Source organism: Enterococcus sp. FDAARGOS_553 (assembly GCF_003812305.1).
Lineage (GTDB): Bacteria > Bacillota > Bacilli > Lactobacillales > Enterococcaceae > Enterococcus_D > Enterococcus_D gallinarum.
Genome location: NZ_CP033740.1, coordinates 1,744,386 through 1,758,885, shown reverse-complemented (window position 1 = coordinate 1,758,885; position 14,500 = coordinate 1,744,386). Strand labels below are relative to the sequence as shown.

The 14,500-nt window shown below is 40.8% G+C and carries 13 protein-coding genes and 2 pseudogenes; 6 read left to right on the top strand and 9 right to left on the bottom strand.

What is annotated here, in order from left to right:
* Positions 1-29: 29 nt before the first annotated feature.
* Together EGX73_RS08950 and EGX73_RS16240 are read right to left on the bottom strand one after the other, a co-directional pair.
* A pseudogene (locus EGX73_RS08950) lies at positions 30-1,199 on the bottom strand (SpaA isopeptide-forming pilin-related protein); the annotation flags it as partial.
* Positions 1,144-1,521, bottom strand: coding sequence for a hypothetical protein (locus EGX73_RS16240; protein WP_003127501.1), 378 nt, complete (start codon positions 1,519-1,521; stop codon positions 1,144-1,146). The gene EGX73_RS16240 and the pseudogene EGX73_RS08950, both read right to left, overlap by 56 nt.
* A gap of 353 nt (positions 1,522-1,874) precedes the next feature.
* Here EGX73_RS16240 and EGX73_RS08945 point away from each other — a divergent pair.
* Positions 1,875-3,370: pseudogene (locus EGX73_RS08945) on the top strand (helix-turn-helix domain-containing protein).
* Between the two features lie 130 nt (positions 3,371-3,500).
* On the opposite strand, the gene EGX73_RS08940 reads toward EGX73_RS08945, so the two are convergent.
* The 5 genes from EGX73_RS08940 to EGX73_RS08920 all read right to left on the bottom strand — a co-directional run bounded on the left by EGX73_RS08940 (position 3,501) and on the right by EGX73_RS08920 (position 6,470).
* A complete protein-coding gene (locus tag EGX73_RS08940) occupies positions 3,501-3,827 on the bottom strand; it encodes a DUF1292 domain-containing protein (RefSeq protein ID WP_003127498.1) in 327 nt (108 codons plus the stop codon).
* A gap of 22 nt (positions 3,828-3,849) precedes the next feature.
* A complete protein-coding gene (ruvX, locus tag EGX73_RS08935) occupies positions 3,850-4,281 on the bottom strand; it encodes a Holliday junction resolvase RuvX (RefSeq protein ID WP_005471772.1) in 432 nt (143 codons plus the stop codon).
* Positions 4,281-4,547 (bottom strand): IreB family regulatory phosphoprotein, encoded by a 267-nt coding sequence (locus tag EGX73_RS08930; protein ID WP_003127496.1) that lies wholly within the window; start codon positions 4,545-4,547, stop codon positions 4,281-4,283. The genes ruvX and EGX73_RS08930 overlap by 1 nt, the downstream gene beginning before the upstream one ends.
* Before the next feature lie 165 nt (positions 4,548-4,712).
* A complete protein-coding gene (locus EGX73_RS08925) occupies positions 4,713-5,540 on the bottom strand; it encodes a TIGR03943 family protein (RefSeq protein WP_005471770.1) in 828 nt (275 codons plus the stop codon).
* 3 nt (positions 5,541-5,543) lie between these two features.
* Positions 5,544-6,470 (bottom strand): permease, encoded by a 927-nt coding sequence (locus EGX73_RS08920; protein WP_123866889.1) that lies wholly within the window; start codon positions 6,468-6,470, stop codon positions 5,544-5,546.
* 195 nt (positions 6,471-6,665) lie between these two features.
* Here EGX73_RS08920 and EGX73_RS08915 point away from each other — a divergent pair, with 195 nt between their 5' ends.
* A complete protein-coding gene (locus tag EGX73_RS08915; protein WP_003127493.1) occupies positions 6,666-7,034 on the top strand; it encodes a thioredoxin family protein in 369 nt (122 codons plus the stop codon).
* Between the two features lie 65 nt (positions 7,035-7,099).
* On the opposite strand, the gene EGX73_RS08910 is transcribed toward EGX73_RS08915, so the two are convergent.
* The gene (locus EGX73_RS08910; RefSeq protein ID WP_003127492.1) at positions 7,100-7,777 is read right to left on the bottom strand and encodes a redox-sensing transcriptional repressor Rex; all 678 of its coding nucleotides are present in this window, start codon (positions 7,775-7,777) and stop codon (positions 7,100-7,102) included.
* Between the two features lie 215 nt (positions 7,778-7,992).
* On the opposite strand from EGX73_RS08910, the gene EGX73_RS08905 reads away from it, so the two are divergent.
* From EGX73_RS08905 to add, 4 genes are all read left to right on the top strand, one after another.
* Entirely contained in the window at positions 7,993-9,951 is a 1,959-nt protein-coding gene (locus tag EGX73_RS08905) for an ABC-F family ATP-binding cassette domain-containing protein (RefSeq protein ID WP_005471765.1), read from the top strand.
* A 67-nt stretch (positions 9,952-10,018) separates the two neighbouring features.
* A complete protein-coding gene (locus EGX73_RS08900; RefSeq protein WP_113850128.1) occupies positions 10,019-10,735 on the top strand; it encodes a C39 family peptidase in 717 nt (238 codons plus the stop codon).
* 207 nt (positions 10,736-10,942) lie between these two features.
* Positions 10,943-12,052 (top strand): alanine dehydrogenase, encoded by a 1,110-nt coding sequence (gene ald, locus EGX73_RS08895; RefSeq protein ID WP_021149324.1) that lies wholly within the window; start codon positions 10,943-10,945, stop codon positions 12,050-12,052.
* Positions 12,053-12,318: 266 nt separating this feature from the next.
* Entirely contained in the window at positions 12,319-13,335 is a 1,017-nt protein-coding gene (add, locus tag EGX73_RS08890; protein ID WP_021149323.1) for an adenosine deaminase, read from the top strand.
* A 264-nt stretch (positions 13,336-13,599) separates the two neighbouring features.
* Here add and EGX73_RS08885 read toward each other — a convergent pair whose 3' ends face one another.
* Positions 13,600-14,430, bottom strand: a complete 831-nt coding sequence (locus tag EGX73_RS08885) for a sugar phosphate isomerase/epimerase (RefSeq protein ID WP_123866888.1) — start codon at positions 14,428-14,430, stop codon at positions 13,600-13,602.
* Between the last annotated feature and the right edge of the window lie 70 nt (positions 14,431-14,500).

Below are 14,500 nucleotides of genomic sequence, written 5' to 3'. Positions count from 1 at the left end.
TCAGCTATCCATTCGTTCTTCGTTTGACACTAAGCCTTATATCTTTTTATCCAGTAGACACCTACTATCGTCAATAAAACGACACCCAAACCAATATACAAAGTAACTCCCTCGCCGCCAGTTGCTGGTAATGTTCCTTTCTGTTTGTTTGGTACTTTTTCTGGAGTAACCAATTCATTCGCCACCGCATAAGATTGTGCATCTACTTTGAAAGCAATTCGTTCATTTAATTTGATATAGCTATTCGGTGCTTTGGTTTCTTCCAAATAGTAGGTTCCATAAGCTAATCCTGTAATGTCTACTAATCCATCGTTCGTTGTATTGAAAGTTGTTGCTTTCTCCGGAGAATTCGTCCACGCCACTGCTTTTGTGACTGGATCAATGATCAAATAGTTCGCGGTCGCCGAATTTTCGTCGCGTACGACAAACGATGCACCTGCCAATGGCCGTAGCTCAATCACTGCCCCATCTACTTTTATGAATCTTTTTCCCCCTGTCAGAACCTCAACAGTCGGTGGTGTTTGATCTGTCGTGTGACCATTATCGACATTTGCTTCGTTTTTATAACCTTTCGTCGGATCTGCTAGTTGATTCAAATACATGTAATAAACGAATCGCAACGTTCCACCTGGAGTCAGGGAAGGGATATATGTGGGCGCAATTGCTACTGTAAAACCATTGGCATGTTCAGTGATCTGATAATTATTAGTATCAATGAGACGTTCACCATCATAGAGTGCATAGCTTGTTTCTCCCTTGGACTGATTCATAAATGTCAATGCAGGATCGTGGCTATCGATCAATTTGAATGAGGTATACTTGTTGCTCTCCTCCTCTTTATCGGCAATCCCATCAGGTATATTGACAGTGATCTCATAGTTGATTGCTTCACCGATGGCTACATCTTGTCCTTCTAATTGGGGCGTGTCTTTTTCTACTTTAGTCGTATCATTTTTTACCGTCTTTGCTACAGGCATTTGACTTCCTGAAATGATGGTAAATAGCGTAGTTGTTTGGTCGGCAATCATCTCAGCATTTTCAGGCGCTTTGACTTCCTCCAATACATACTCTCCGACCTCTAAACCAGCGACGATCATTTGTCCTTTAGCCGCAGCACTCTCGACAAAGTCCTCTTCTCCTATTTCATAACGATTGCCGCTGACAAAGTGTTTCGCCTTTGATTTGTCTGACGTCCATGTATTTCTGTTGCTTCTCATCTGTATATTCTTGGTATTCCTGAGAAGTGTAAGAAGTAAGCAAATTGTTTTCAGCTGCATCCTTGGCATGCAGCTGAAATAAAAATCGTCTTTCTTGTGTTGACTCATTTAAGCGATAAAAGAGGATCAAATGATCATCTGTTTGCTTGATACTCACTTCTCCATAATCATTTTTCAACACCTCTACTACATCAACAACATCTTCATCATTTGCTACTACCTTGTTTATGTGTTGAGAATATAAGTAAGCGATGAAAAAGATGGCCAACAAACTAAGAAGGACAAGATGCTTTCCCTTTTTCATTTTTAGTGCCTCCTTCGAAATTTTTTTAAAATTCAAATAGATAATAAAAAAAAAGAAAAGATTCACTAATATTTCTAATTCTTTCCCCTTCAGCTTCTAAATATTCAATTATAGTTATTTATATCCATTAAACACACTAACAAGGAAGCAAAAAAAATATTGATATCGTTATTTAAAATTGTGGGTTATTTCTTTTCTCTCAAAAAACATACTCGCTGAACGCTATTTTTGAGACAAGTGAAATAGAAATATTTCTAAACCTTGTATAGACTTGTTAGAAATCTGAGACACGTATTTACAAGAGAAATTAAATACGCTAATAATAATAATTACAAAAAAAGGAAGGTGATCAATTGATTGAAAAAATTTTGTTAGATGATCATGCCAGAACGAAATTGAGTGTCTACGGCAAGTTGATGACACTCTCACCCGGGGAATACAGCATAGATCAGGTGCGGGAAAACTTGGATTTTTATTACGGCCTGCACGCTTCAAAAAAATCTTGAGCGCAATCCAAGATGATTTAGAAAAATTTACTACCATCAAGCTATTACATAGTAAAAATAAGTTAACCGTCAATGAACAACTTGTTCAATACACCCAATACCAACATTACCTTTCAACTGAAAGTGTTCCTTATAAATTGTTGCTCAGTATGCTAATAGAAGAGGACGACGATCTCGCTGCTTTTTGTAACCGGCACTATATCAGTCGCTCGACCTGTTTTCGTCAAACAAAAAAGCTGGTTGAATATTTGAAGGAATACAATATCAACTTGAATTTATCGAATCTGACCTTGTCAGGTTCCGAAATGTTGATTCGTATCCTCTTTTTTAATTTCTTTTGGTTTGTATCATTAGGTGAAAGTTTGGACATAGTTCCTTATAGCCAAGAAGTGAGAGCATTGATTTATAAACATGAAGAAGCACAGCATAAGAACAAGTTTGACTTAGGAAAAAAACAAGCCAGTCTCCATTGTCTGATTTGTTTGCTGAGGATCAAAAACAGCCACTTTACTGATATCTATCACTTATCAAGGGATTCTTTCATTCCAAGTGGTACAGACCTCAACTTCTTTTACGATTTCTTCAAGATCGCCAATCTGCGTTTAGACCTCTTGGAGGTAAACTCTTTGTTCTATTTGTTTTATTATTGGCCGTTTCTGACTTCCAACCAAGACATTCGTCTGCCGATCATCCAACATTCTTATCAGCAACCAAGTAATGACCCCAAGGAGATTTTGGACGAATTCCAAGACCATTGTCAGACGTTTATCGGTACGTTTCATTTTGAAAATGAGCCAGCTCTATATTTGAACATCTACCTATCGATTGGTAACTTTAGCTTGTTCAAACAAAAAATCCCTTTGACCACATTGTTTATTTCTTCGTATATCAAAGAAAAGTACCCACTCTTACATATCTTGACAATCAAAATCGAAGGCTTCTGGAAAAAATTTTCCCAACGGAAAAATTATACGTGGCTGAAATCTTGTGTAAGTGAATTAGCTTTCATCCAAGCTTGTTTGCTTTATCCGTATTATTCAGAAATCGACGAAAACTATAAGTTGAAAGTTGGTTTTGTCAATGTTTCTGAGCATCTGATTTCCGCTGAGATCTTAAACCTAGGCAAAAAGATCCCATTTGTTGCTATCGAACAGCTGACACTTCCAATCACTGAAGAATATGACTTTATCATCTTGGGGTCACCTTTGCTGATTCCGAAGGGCCTAGATCCTTTTAAATATACGGTCCTTGATTATTGCCATTACAGTGATTTCGAAACTGATTTATATCAACGCCTTCTAGAAGTCCATCATCAAAAACTACAAACTTTGTTTTCTAGTTAACTGATTTATGTAAAACTGGCTGTGGTAAAATTCAAAAAAAAAACCGTCAGAAATAAGCTATTTCATTTCTGACGGTTTTTTAGATAAAAAAGCTGAACCCTTGACTATCAAAGGTTCAGCCATCAATTCTTTATTCAGATTCTTCTTCAGCCATGAATGTGTTAAAGACTTCTTCGATCATGTCCCATTCAGCTTCTGTTTCAATTTGTTCTAATTCGCCTTCTGTACCATCTTCGTTTTCAACGTAGGCATAGGCTTGTAATTCGACATCTTCTTCTTCTGGGACTCCAGCTGGATAAAGCAACACGTAGTTGCGTCCAAATTCTTCTTGTCCATCTACTGTCAAAAGAATTTCGTATAATGTTTCATTGCCTTGATCATCGACCAATGTAATGTGTTCGTGACCTTCATGGTCGTGGTTGTGATCATGATTGTGATCATGCGTATGTTCTGACATTTTTTTTCCTCTTTTCTGTAAACTAAAACAGTTGTTTTCCAGCACCATCTAAATAATTCTGCAAAATCATTACTGCTGCTAATTTGTCAATGACTTTCTTACGTTTGGCACGAGATGTGTTGGCTTGTTCAACTAGCATTCGTTCTGCTTGAACAGTCGTCAAGCGTTCGTCTTGGTAGTCAACAGGCAAATCAAAACGTTCTTCGATGGCCTTGCCGTAAGCTAGTGAAGCCTCTGCTCTTGGACCAATGGTGTTATTCATATTCTTGGGCAGTCCCACCACAAAACGAGTCACTTCATACTCTTTGACTAATTCTCCAAGACGATCATAGCCAAAGTCATTTTCATCTTCGTTGATTCGAATGATCTCGATCCCTTGCGCAGTCCATCCCATAGGATCACTAACAGCTACACCAACTGTTCGTGAACCGACATCTAAACCCATGACTCTCATTATAGGTTGATCCCGTGATTTCCTAAGTAATAACGAATCAAAACTTCCAAAATCTCATCGCGTTCATGACGACGAATCAAGTTCCGGGCATCCCGATAACGAGGAATGTAAGCCGGGTCGCCAGAAAGGAGATAACCGACGATTTGATTGATTGGATTATAACCTTTTTCTTCTAATGCACGATACACGATAGCCAGTGTTTCACTGATTTCTTTCTTGCGGCTATCATCAAAATCAAACCGTACTGTTTCATCTGTAAAACCCATTTCACGACACCTCTCTTTATATTGTTTTTTAGCACATTGTACGTTTCTATTGTACTCGACGTTTTGTAAAACTACAAACATCTGCACTAGTTTATCTTTATTATAACAAAGCTTTATGATATTTTTGTGAACTTTTTCAAAAAAACCGATATTTCTCTCATTTCGCTAGAATGATCGATAAACATATTGGTTAGCCGGTGCCTCGATGGTTTGTTCTTGGTCAACGACTACCATTGGCAAATCTCGTTTAAAGGGTTGATAGTATTGCGACTGGATGGTTCCTTCAATGTGCAGCCATTGGTCATTCTCGGTAACCGTTTGTTCAGGTAACTCAACACGTAATCCAAAAACACCTGAATCCGCTACACAGTGAATGATCCCAAAACGAAACAGAAAGATTTCATTACGATCATCTTGCGCTGCATGATAAACAAAACCGTCATAGCTGATTTTTTTCCCGATAAATTCACTTGGATACGTATAGATCAATTCCATGAGTTCCAAATAATTCTCGTCGGTGACAGCAATCGTTTGTTTATCGGCATACTTCGCTAACGAAGTCGTCATTTGCTCGTCATAATCATCTTTATTGTAATAAAGACTAGTATCTGGTTTAAGGTATTGGGTATTCATTTCGGGATCGCCGACAGACTCTTCACTCAGCGGGAAATTAAACCCTTTTGCTTCAACAATGGTCGTATCCAGACTGACTGTTGGGAAAAACAAACCAACAATGATTGGCAATGCTAATAAGAAATACGCAATGAGGCGCTGAGATTTTTTTTCGAGTCCATGGTGATGCTCATCTTCATGTTCATCAGGCGTTTGTTTGACCCAAAAATACAACTGGACTAATGCCAAAAATAAAGCGACAATCATCGAAAGAATCGCTAGATAACGATAGTGGACATTGATGAACTGATTCAGTTTTCCTGATACCTGCAAGTACATCATCAACTCAAAATATCCAGATAAAATCAAAAAACGGATCATTGTTTACACCACCCATGCATAAATTGAGACTATAACAGCAATTAATCCCACCATTGTTGCAATAAAACGACCGGTAAAATATCGTTTCATCATCAGAAGATTCTTGATGTCCACCATAGGACCAAAGACCAGAAAACCCACGACTGGACCGGCGCCGAACAGACTAAGCAGCGAAGAACCGATAAACGCATCTGCTTCAGAGCACAGCGACATCGTCAATGCCAAAACAAGCATGACCAATACCGCCAAGAATTTCGTAGAACCCAAAGTCAACATCATTCCCGTTGGCAAATACGTCTGCATCGCTGCTGCAATCAATCCGCCAATGATCAAATACCGACCAGTATCGAAGAATTCATCAATACTGTGTTGCAACAAATGCCGTATTTGATGGGACCATTTTCGTTTCTCAGAACCTGTATCATGAGCATGCCCATGGTGATGTCCTTGATGGGTATCCTCTGAAGCTGTGATCAATTGGGTTTTCAAAATCTCTCGCTTACTGAAATAAGCCAGCCAAACACCTACCGCCATTGCCACCAACAAGCTGCCAAGTACTCGCAAAAAGGCAAACTTCGCTGAATTGCCAAATGCGATGAATGTCGAAAAAATTACAATGGGATTCACAATAGGGGCTGTCAGCATAAAAGCAAAAGCCGTGTAGACTGGTACGTCTTTTTTGACGAATTGATTGACGATCGGAACGATTCCACATTCACAAGACGGGAAGAAAACGCCTAAACCACACCCCATTGCAATGGAGGCCAATTTATTCTTTGGCAGGATTTTTGTCACTCGTTCTGGCGTCAGAAAAACTTGCAGCGCCCCTGAAATCAAGCAGCCTAATAAGACAAAAGGCAAGGCTTCAATGACGATGGAGAGAAAGATCACGCTCATCTGCAAAACAGAATTAGGTAAGCTTTGTAACATATATTCAACCTTCTTTATAAAAAAATAATTGCGCTGGAACTACTATACGTTTTTTTGCCTCAATGCACAATGTTTTTTACAGTCTTTGCTGGCACCTTAAAGCTTGCTTTAGTTTTTATTCTTTTCCAGCAGTTTCTTTGACAAGTTGTCCCTCAAAACGTACATTAGACAGAGAATCTGCTTGGAGGAATTTGCATGATACAAATGAATACATTAGATGAACTGCTGACGAAGATAAAAGAAACCCCATTGGCACTTATTTATCTCTCACAGCCGGCTTGCAGTGTCTGCTTAGCAGACAAACCTCGTCTTAATAAATTAGCTTTAGAAAAGCATGTTCCACTTTATGCTGTCAATGTAGCGGAAGTCCCAGAGGCGGCTGGCCAATTTTCAGCATTGACTGCTCCTGTCGTCCTTCTTTATTTTCAAGGAGATGAACGCCACAGAGAAGCACGAATCATTGATTTTAATAGGCTGGCTGCTATTATTGATCGCTATAGGACTGCCTTGACCAAAACCGAGACCATCTCTTATGACGATCTTTTTGATCAACTGATGAAATAAAAAAACACTGTCTTTCCATCACCTACTAGACGCGAAGGTTGATGGAAAGACAGTGTTTTTGGGTTTTATTCTGATTCAGTCGTTTCGTGGTTTTCCGGTTGATCTGTCGTTAAGACGTTGCCAGAATGCAAGAAATAAATCAGTGTTTGTAATTCATTGGTCAAATCAACATTTTGGATCAGCACACCTTTTGGTGCAGTGATGCGCGCAGGCGTAAAGTTCAAGATTCCTTTGATCCCTGCTTTCACAAGCTCATTGACTAAGTCTTGCGAATGTTGTGCGGGAACCGTCAAGATCGCGACATCGATCTGTTGGATCTTCACTTGTTCTTTCATATCGCTCATTGGATAGACAGGAACGCCATCCACGATTCGTCCTACGATATCTTCATTCACATCAAATGCAGCACTGATCCGAATGCTATTGCTCTGATGGAATTTATATTTTAACAGTGCGCTACCTAGATTACCAACACCTACTAGCGCGACATTTGTCATATGGTCTTCATTCAACGTTTTAGCAAAAAACTGCATCAGGCTTTCCACGTCATAGCCATAGCCGCGTTTTCCCAATTCCCCAAAATAAGAGAAGTCGCGACGAATCGTTGCGCTATCCACTTGGACAGCTTCGCTTAATTCAGTAGATGAAACCTTCAACTTTCCAGCATTGTGCAAGATGCGTAAATAGCGGTAATACAAAGGCAAACGTTTCGCTGTTGCCTTTGGAATTTGATGATCTTTCAAGAAATACTCCCCCATTGTGAAAAATTCACGTGTGATGTAGCTATCATATCAAATAGTTTGCTCAAAAATCAATTTGATTGCTCACAATTTGAAAATTTTTTTATTTAATGATACAATCATTCTTTTTTCATAATCGCTGTTTATCACAAAATGTGATAGACTGATAGTATTGCAACCAAGGAGACAAGTGACTTCAAGAATAGGAATGAATACATATGATACTATTACAAGCAAATCAAATCGCCAGACTATTTGGCGCTGAAGTTTTATTTGAGAATATCAACCTAGAGATTGCTAGCCATTCCCGGATCGCGCTTGTGGGAAGAAATGGCGCCGGAAAATCGACCCTGTTAAAAATCATTGCCGGGATCGAAAGCCCCGATAAAGGAACGATCGCCAAAAATAAAACTGCGACACTAGGTTATCTTGCCCAAGACACTGGTTTAAACAGTACTGCTACAGTCTGGGAAGAAATGTTGACGGCTTTTGCCGGCATTCGACAGATGGAACAGCGGATGCGCTCATTAGAAGTCGCCATTTCAGAAACAGACCCGACAGCAGTCAATTATGATGGTCTATTAAAAGAATATGACCAGCTACAACATGAATTTGCCGAAAAAAACGGCTACGGATATGAAAATGAGATCCGTTCTGTTCTACACGGCTTTAAGTTCGACGGCACTTTTTATGAGCAATCCATTGAAACATTGTCTGGTGGTCAAAAAACTCGTCTAGCACTAGCAAAGATGCTGTTGCAAAAGCCAGATATTTTGATTTTGGATGAACCGACTAACCACCTGGATATTGAGACATTGTCTTGGCTTGAAAACTATCTTCAAGGGTATGCCGGTGCTCTTTTGATTGTATCTCATGACCGTTATTTCTTAGATAAAGTCGTCAATGAGGTCTATGAGCTTAGCCGACGGAAAATGCACCATTACAAAGGGAATTACAGTCGTTATCTGGTTTTGAAAGCCGAGCAGCTGCAAAGTGAATGGAAAGCTTTCGAAAAACAACAAGAAGAAATCAATAAATTAGAAGACTTTGTAGCGCGTAATTTAGTTCGTGCCTCCACAACTAAACGGGCGCAAAGCCGGCGCAAACAATTAGAAAAAATGGAGCGGCTCGATCGGCCTCAAGGAGATGAAAAATCCGCAAATTTCCTTTTTTCAATCAGTAAACCTTCTGGCAATGTGGTAATGCAAGTAGCCAACGCAGCCATCGGTTATCAAGAGACTGTTCTATCCGAGCCGATCGATTTGGATGTTCGCCGGAAAGATGCCATTGCATTAGTCGGCCCTAATGGAATTGGTAAATCGACATTATTAAAATCACTGATCCACAAGATTCCTTTGATTCGCGGTGACGTTCATCTAGGTGCCAATGTCTCAATTGGGTATTATGATCAAACCCAATCAGATCTCCATTCAACAAAAACAATCTTGAAAGAATTATGGGATGAGCACCCCACTACGCCAGAAGTAGAGATCCGCACAATTTTAGGAAGTTTCCTTTTTTCTGGTGAAGATGTTGAAAAACCAATCACATTGCTCAGTGGCGGCGAAAAGGCACGGGTCGCTTTAGCAAAACTTGCAATGGATCATGACAACTTCCTGATCTTAGATGAACCGACTAACCACTTGGACATCGACAGCAAAGAAGTACTCGAAAATGCCTTGATTGATTATGAAGGCACATTGCTTTTTGTTTCTCATGACCGCTACTTTATCAATCGAATCGCGACCAAAGTCATTGAATTATCTGAAACCGGCAGCAAATTGTATTTAGGGGACTATGATTATTACGTGGAGAAAAAACTGGAAGAAACAGAACTAGCTGCGATGCAGCAATCTGATGTTCAAGAGAAAGCCATCTCACAAGGCAAACAATCTTTCTTCCAGAGCAAAGAACAACAAAAAGCCATTCGCTCATTGCAGCGTAAAGTCACTCAAATTGAAGCAGACCTAGCCAAAACCGAAGCAGAGCTTGAAGAAATCGAACAAGCGATGACTCGTCCTGACGCATTGAACGACCACGTCCGTTTGTCTTCGCTGAATCAAGCAATGGAGACTGTCCAAGCCACCCAAGAACAGCTGATGGAAGCTTGGGAAAACACGAGTCTGGAATTGGAAGAACTAGAAACAACTGACACGAATCAGTCCACAGGCGGATGACAACCTTCATTCCCTCTGCTTTACTTGAAGTAAGGCAAAAAAGGCACGCTACTTCAGGAGGGAAGCTATGAAGAAAAAAGGGAAACAAAGAAAGCGTTATGTTTTTCTTGTTTTGTTGGGTTTATTATTGATTTTTGCTGCATTTATCCGACTTTCTCATGTGAGCTATTCCAGCCAAGATTATGAAGAATATCCCATGATGGATGACATGGATTTTGATCAAGCAGCTTACAATGAACAAGCGAACGAGTATTTACAAGAAAATGGAGTGACTACGCCTCTTTACCTACAAACAAATGAAGAATGGGCTGATTATTCCTATGGTTCAGATGGTACGCAAACTTTAAGCGATAATGGCTGTGCCCTGCTCTCTCTTTCAATGGTACTCGCTTATTTGCGAGAGGATAATGTTTCGCCGCTTGAAGTTTTGGATTGGGCACAAGATAGCTACTATGTCGATGGGCAAGGAACCGATTGGCGGATTTTCTCTGATTTTGCGGATTCCTTTGGTTACTCGTATCACGATTTGGGCACAGACACAGCGCAAGTAGCCAATTATCTGGCAGTTGGACAGCCAGTGATCGTCTCTGTGACCAGTGGAGATTTCACAGATACTGGTCATATCATGGTGTTGGCTGCTATGCAAGATGAAAATGTGGTTGTTTTAGATCCAAACGATACGCCGGAAAAAAAACATTATTTAACGTCCTATTCATTGGAAGAAATCGCTGCTCAAAGTTTACATTTTTGGACATTTACAGAGGACGAAAGTACTAATTTATAAAAAAGAAACTACCTATAAGTTGTCAGGAAGGATCAAGCACGATTACCTCTTTCTTGACACTCTATAGGTAGTTTTTTTATAAATAGTCCTCATCAATGCATGTTGATAATGACCGCGCCTCTTGACGGCTACCTTGAGAAATCTTCGCTTTCTCCTTACAATGGATCCGCTTTCCTTTATAATAGAAGAAAGAAAGGTGTGACGCATATGAAAATCGGAATTCCTAAAGAAATCAAGAACAATGAAAATCGTGTAGCTTTGCCGCCAGCTGGCGTCTATGAATTGGTTCAAGAAGGGCACGAGGTCTTGGTTGAAGCAAATGCAGGTATCGGATCAACTTTTTCAGACGAAGCCTATCGAGCAGTCGGCGCAACGATCGTTGCTAACGCTGCAGACGTCTGGGCGGCTGACATGGTGATGAAAGTCAAAGAACCGCTGCCAGAAGAGTATTCCTACTTAAGAGCGGGATTGCTGTTATTTACTTACCTACATGTTGCTGCCAATCCAGAATTAGCAAAAGCGCTCATGTCCTCCAAGGTTCGAGCGATTGGCTATGAGAATGTCCAACTGGCTAATGGGGCGCTGCCTCTCCTCTCTCCAATGAGTGAAATTGCTGGTCGAATGGCAGTTCAGATCGGCGCACAATTCTTAGAAAAAATCTATGGCGGCAAAGGAGTCCTCCTGTCCGGTGTTCCGGGTGTTCGAAAAGGTCAGGTCACGATTATTGGCGGTGGCGTTGCCGGAACCAATGCCGCGAAAATGGCGTTAGGGCTTGGTGCGCAAGTCACAATTCTCGATGTATCCATCCCACGCTTACAAGAATTAGACCAGCTATTTGACGGACAAGTTCAGACACTCTTCTCTAATCGTTTCAACATTGAAGCCGCTATTCAACAAGCAGACTTGGTGATTGGCGCCGTCTTGCTGCCAGGCAAAAAAGCGCCAAATCTAGTAACTCGTGAGATGGTGAAAACCATGGCAGAAAAATCAGTGATTGTAGATATTGCGATTGATCAAGGAGGCATTTTTGAGACAGAAGATCGTGTCACTACTCATGACGATCCTACCTACATCCAAGAAAATGTGATCCATTATGCTGTTGCCAATATGCCTGGCGCAGTTCCACAGACTGCTACATTGGCATTGAGTATCGCCACATTACCCTACGCTAAACAATTGGCTGCCGATCCTGAAAAGGCATTAAGAACAAACGCTGCACTGGCGCGTGGTGTCATCGCATTTGACGGTCACTTCACGTTGAAGGAAGCCGCACAAGATCTGGCGATCGATGCCGTCGAACTCTCAGAGCTGATTTAGTTTTCTCAGCAAAAAAAGTGCCAACTCAACAAAATCGTACGCTGCCATGGGACAATCCTCCCATGGCAGCGGCTTTTTTGATACGAGCTTTTTTGACCGGAGCTTTTTTATAGAGGCTTTTTATAGAGGCTTTTTATAGAAGCTTTTTTGAGAGGGAGAGTGTTTATCATGAGAATTTCCTTTTTTCACTAGCACATAACCCGTATCTATGCTATATTCATACATAAAAAAATTCAGCGTACCCTGCGTATGCGAGGAGGAATGACGTGTTAACGAAAAGCCAAATCCAAGCCTTCCCTAAAGTAGAATTGCACTGCCATTTGGATGGATCGATTCGTCCAGAAACATTACTTAAGATCGCCAATCAGCAAAATCTGCCTATCCCACAAGAACTGTCGATCCTTGAAGAACGGATGCAAGCCCCCCAAGACTGTTCTGATCTTAATGAGTACTTGGAACGCTTTGATTTCGTTCTTCCTTATCTCCAAAGTGAATTTGCATTAGAAGCCGCAGCGTTTGATGTCATGGAACAAGCGTTTGAAGATGGTGTCGCGTATATCGAAATCCGCTTTGCTCCTAGTCAGTCAATGGAACAGGGTCTTTCCTGCCCACAAACGATTCAAGCAGTAGCTAGAGGAATCGCTCGTGCGGAGTCCATCTATCCGCTAAAAGGGAATATCTTGATCATCGGGATGCGGCAAGAGTCTGCTGCTGCAATCTCCCAGATTTTTTCGGAGTCTGTTTCTGAAGAGAAAGTCGTTGGCATCGATTTAGCTGGTCCTGAAGAAGATGACTATGTTCCCAAATTAGCGCAAACTTACCAACTTTTCATAGACGGTCAAAACGTGCAATTGACATTGCATGCCGGTGAATGCGGCTGTATCCGTAATGTTTATCAAGCAATCGAAAGCGGTGCAAAACGCATTGGCCACGGTATCATTTTGAAAGGGGATAAGAAAGCCCAAGATTTTGTCTCCCGCAATCAAATCTGTATTGAAGGTTGTCCTACTAGTAATGTGCATACCAAAGCCATCACGGATTATCACCAATATCCTTTCAGGGAATGGCTGACAGCTGGGGTCCCTTTTTGCTTAAACACAGATAATCGCACCGTTTCTAAAACAACATTAACTGATGAATACATACACATGACCCGTCACTGCCAAATGTCGGAAAGTGAGCTGCGCTTATTGAATGAGACCGCCGCCCGCCATTCCTTTGCCAGTGAAAAAGAGAAAGAACAGCTGATCCATAGGATTCGTCATTGGCAGATCAACGAATAAAACAGCCTCAATTAGAACGTATCATTCCCAACAAAAAAAGAAGCGACAGATTAACGTTTAACGGGACAGAACACAAACATCCTCATCGCATATTTTGAGCGTTAATTCAGAATATTGGCAGGATTATGCGCTAGTGTCTGTTTGTCCCATTCTAACTTATGCTGTCGCTTCTTTTAAATAAGCGTGCTCTCTAAATGTGTTCGCGATTAGAGGCAATCACTTCTTTGACGTCAAATGATTTTTTTGCCAATGGGTTCATTCGATTCAGCTTAGCCCCTCTATCATAGCAACCGCCCGTTTGATTTCTTCGTCTTTTGTTCCCTCCAATACGACATAGCAATAAGGTTTGTATTGGTCAACGATTTGTAAAATGGCTTGATAAGGAATGATTCCTTCTCCTAAAGGGACAGAAACAATGCGGTCCTCTTCCATCACGTAGTCTTTCAAGTGGAGACAGACAATTCGTTCACCAAACTTCTCAAAGGCCTCTGCAACGATTTCTACTTGTTTACTTGCCGTTTCTGGAGTGATGAGATTGGTAGGGTCATAGACGATGCCCAGAAAATCAGAAGGAACTCTTGCGATCAATTCCTGAATTCGGTCATTGGAAAATAGGGGGTGATTTAATCCCGCTTCGATCCCAACCATTGTTTGATAACGTTCCCCGGTTTTTACCAACCGCTGGACAACAGTTACAAGCTCATCAAAAACTTCATCTGTGAAATTTTCTTCACTGTAACCAAGTGTGGGAATAACGGAACCCGTTTCCGAAGCAACCATTGACGCCCCAAAATAGCGTGCATGAAAAAGATAGCGTTCAAATTTCTGCAGAATCTTTTCTCGTTCATGAGGATCTGGATGAATCAAATTACTATAGCAGCTCAACAATGCCACTTGAACATTCTGTTGCCCAAATTCATTTTTAAAAAAAGTCCCCATTCCCGGATTGATCTGGGCAGCAGCACTAAGTTCCGGAAATGAAGCATTTAGTGCAAATTGAACATTTTTGATGCCTTTTTCAGCGATTTGACAAGCGAGATCTTGTGGATCACAAACCTTGGTTAAGTCGTGGCCACGAACAGCGAGATTAAACATCTTTTCATTCCTTTCTTCTACTAAGTGTCTGATTCGTTCAACAAATGAGCTTTTTAGAGTACCAGTTATC

Bases quoted from the DNA above. Each gene is read 5' to 3' on its own strand.
- EGX73_RS16240 (WP_003127501.1), bottom strand. From the start codon at position 1,521: ATGAAAAAGGGAAAGCATCTTGTCCTTCTTAGTTTGTTGGCCATCTTT.
- EGX73_RS08940 (WP_003127498.1), bottom strand. From the start codon at position 3,827: ATGTCAGAACATACGCATGATCACAATCATGATCACAACCACGACCAT.
- ruvX (WP_005471772.1), bottom strand. From the start codon at position 4,281: ATGAGAGTCATGGGTTTAGATGTCGGTTCACGAACAGTTGGTGTAGCT.
- EGX73_RS08930 (WP_003127496.1), bottom strand. From the start codon at position 4,547: ATGGGTTTTACAGATGAAACAGTACGGTTTGATTTTGATGATAGCCGC.
- EGX73_RS08925 (WP_005471770.1), bottom strand. From the start codon at position 5,540: ATGATCCGTTTTTTGATTTTATCTGGATATTTTGAGTTGATGATGTAC.
- EGX73_RS08920 (WP_123866889.1), bottom strand. From the start codon at position 6,470: ATGTTACAAAGCTTACCTAATTCTGTTTTGCAGATGAGCGTGATCTTT.
- EGX73_RS08915 (WP_003127493.1), top strand. From the start codon at position 6,666: ATGATACAAATGAATACATTAGATGAACTGCTGACGAAGATAAAAGAA.
- EGX73_RS08905 (WP_005471765.1), top strand. From the start codon at position 7,993: ATGATACTATTACAAGCAAATCAAATCGCCAGACTATTTGGCGCTGAA.
- EGX73_RS08900 (WP_113850128.1), top strand. From the start codon at position 10,019: ATGAAGAAAAAAGGGAAACAAAGAAAGCGTTATGTTTTTCTTGTTTTG.
- ald (WP_021149324.1), top strand. From the start codon at position 10,943: ATGAAAATCGGAATTCCTAAAGAAATCAAGAACAATGAAAATCGTGTA.
- EGX73_RS08885 (WP_123866888.1), bottom strand. From the start codon at position 14,430: ATGTTTAATCTCGCTGTTCGTGGCCACGACTTAACCAAGGTTTGTGAT.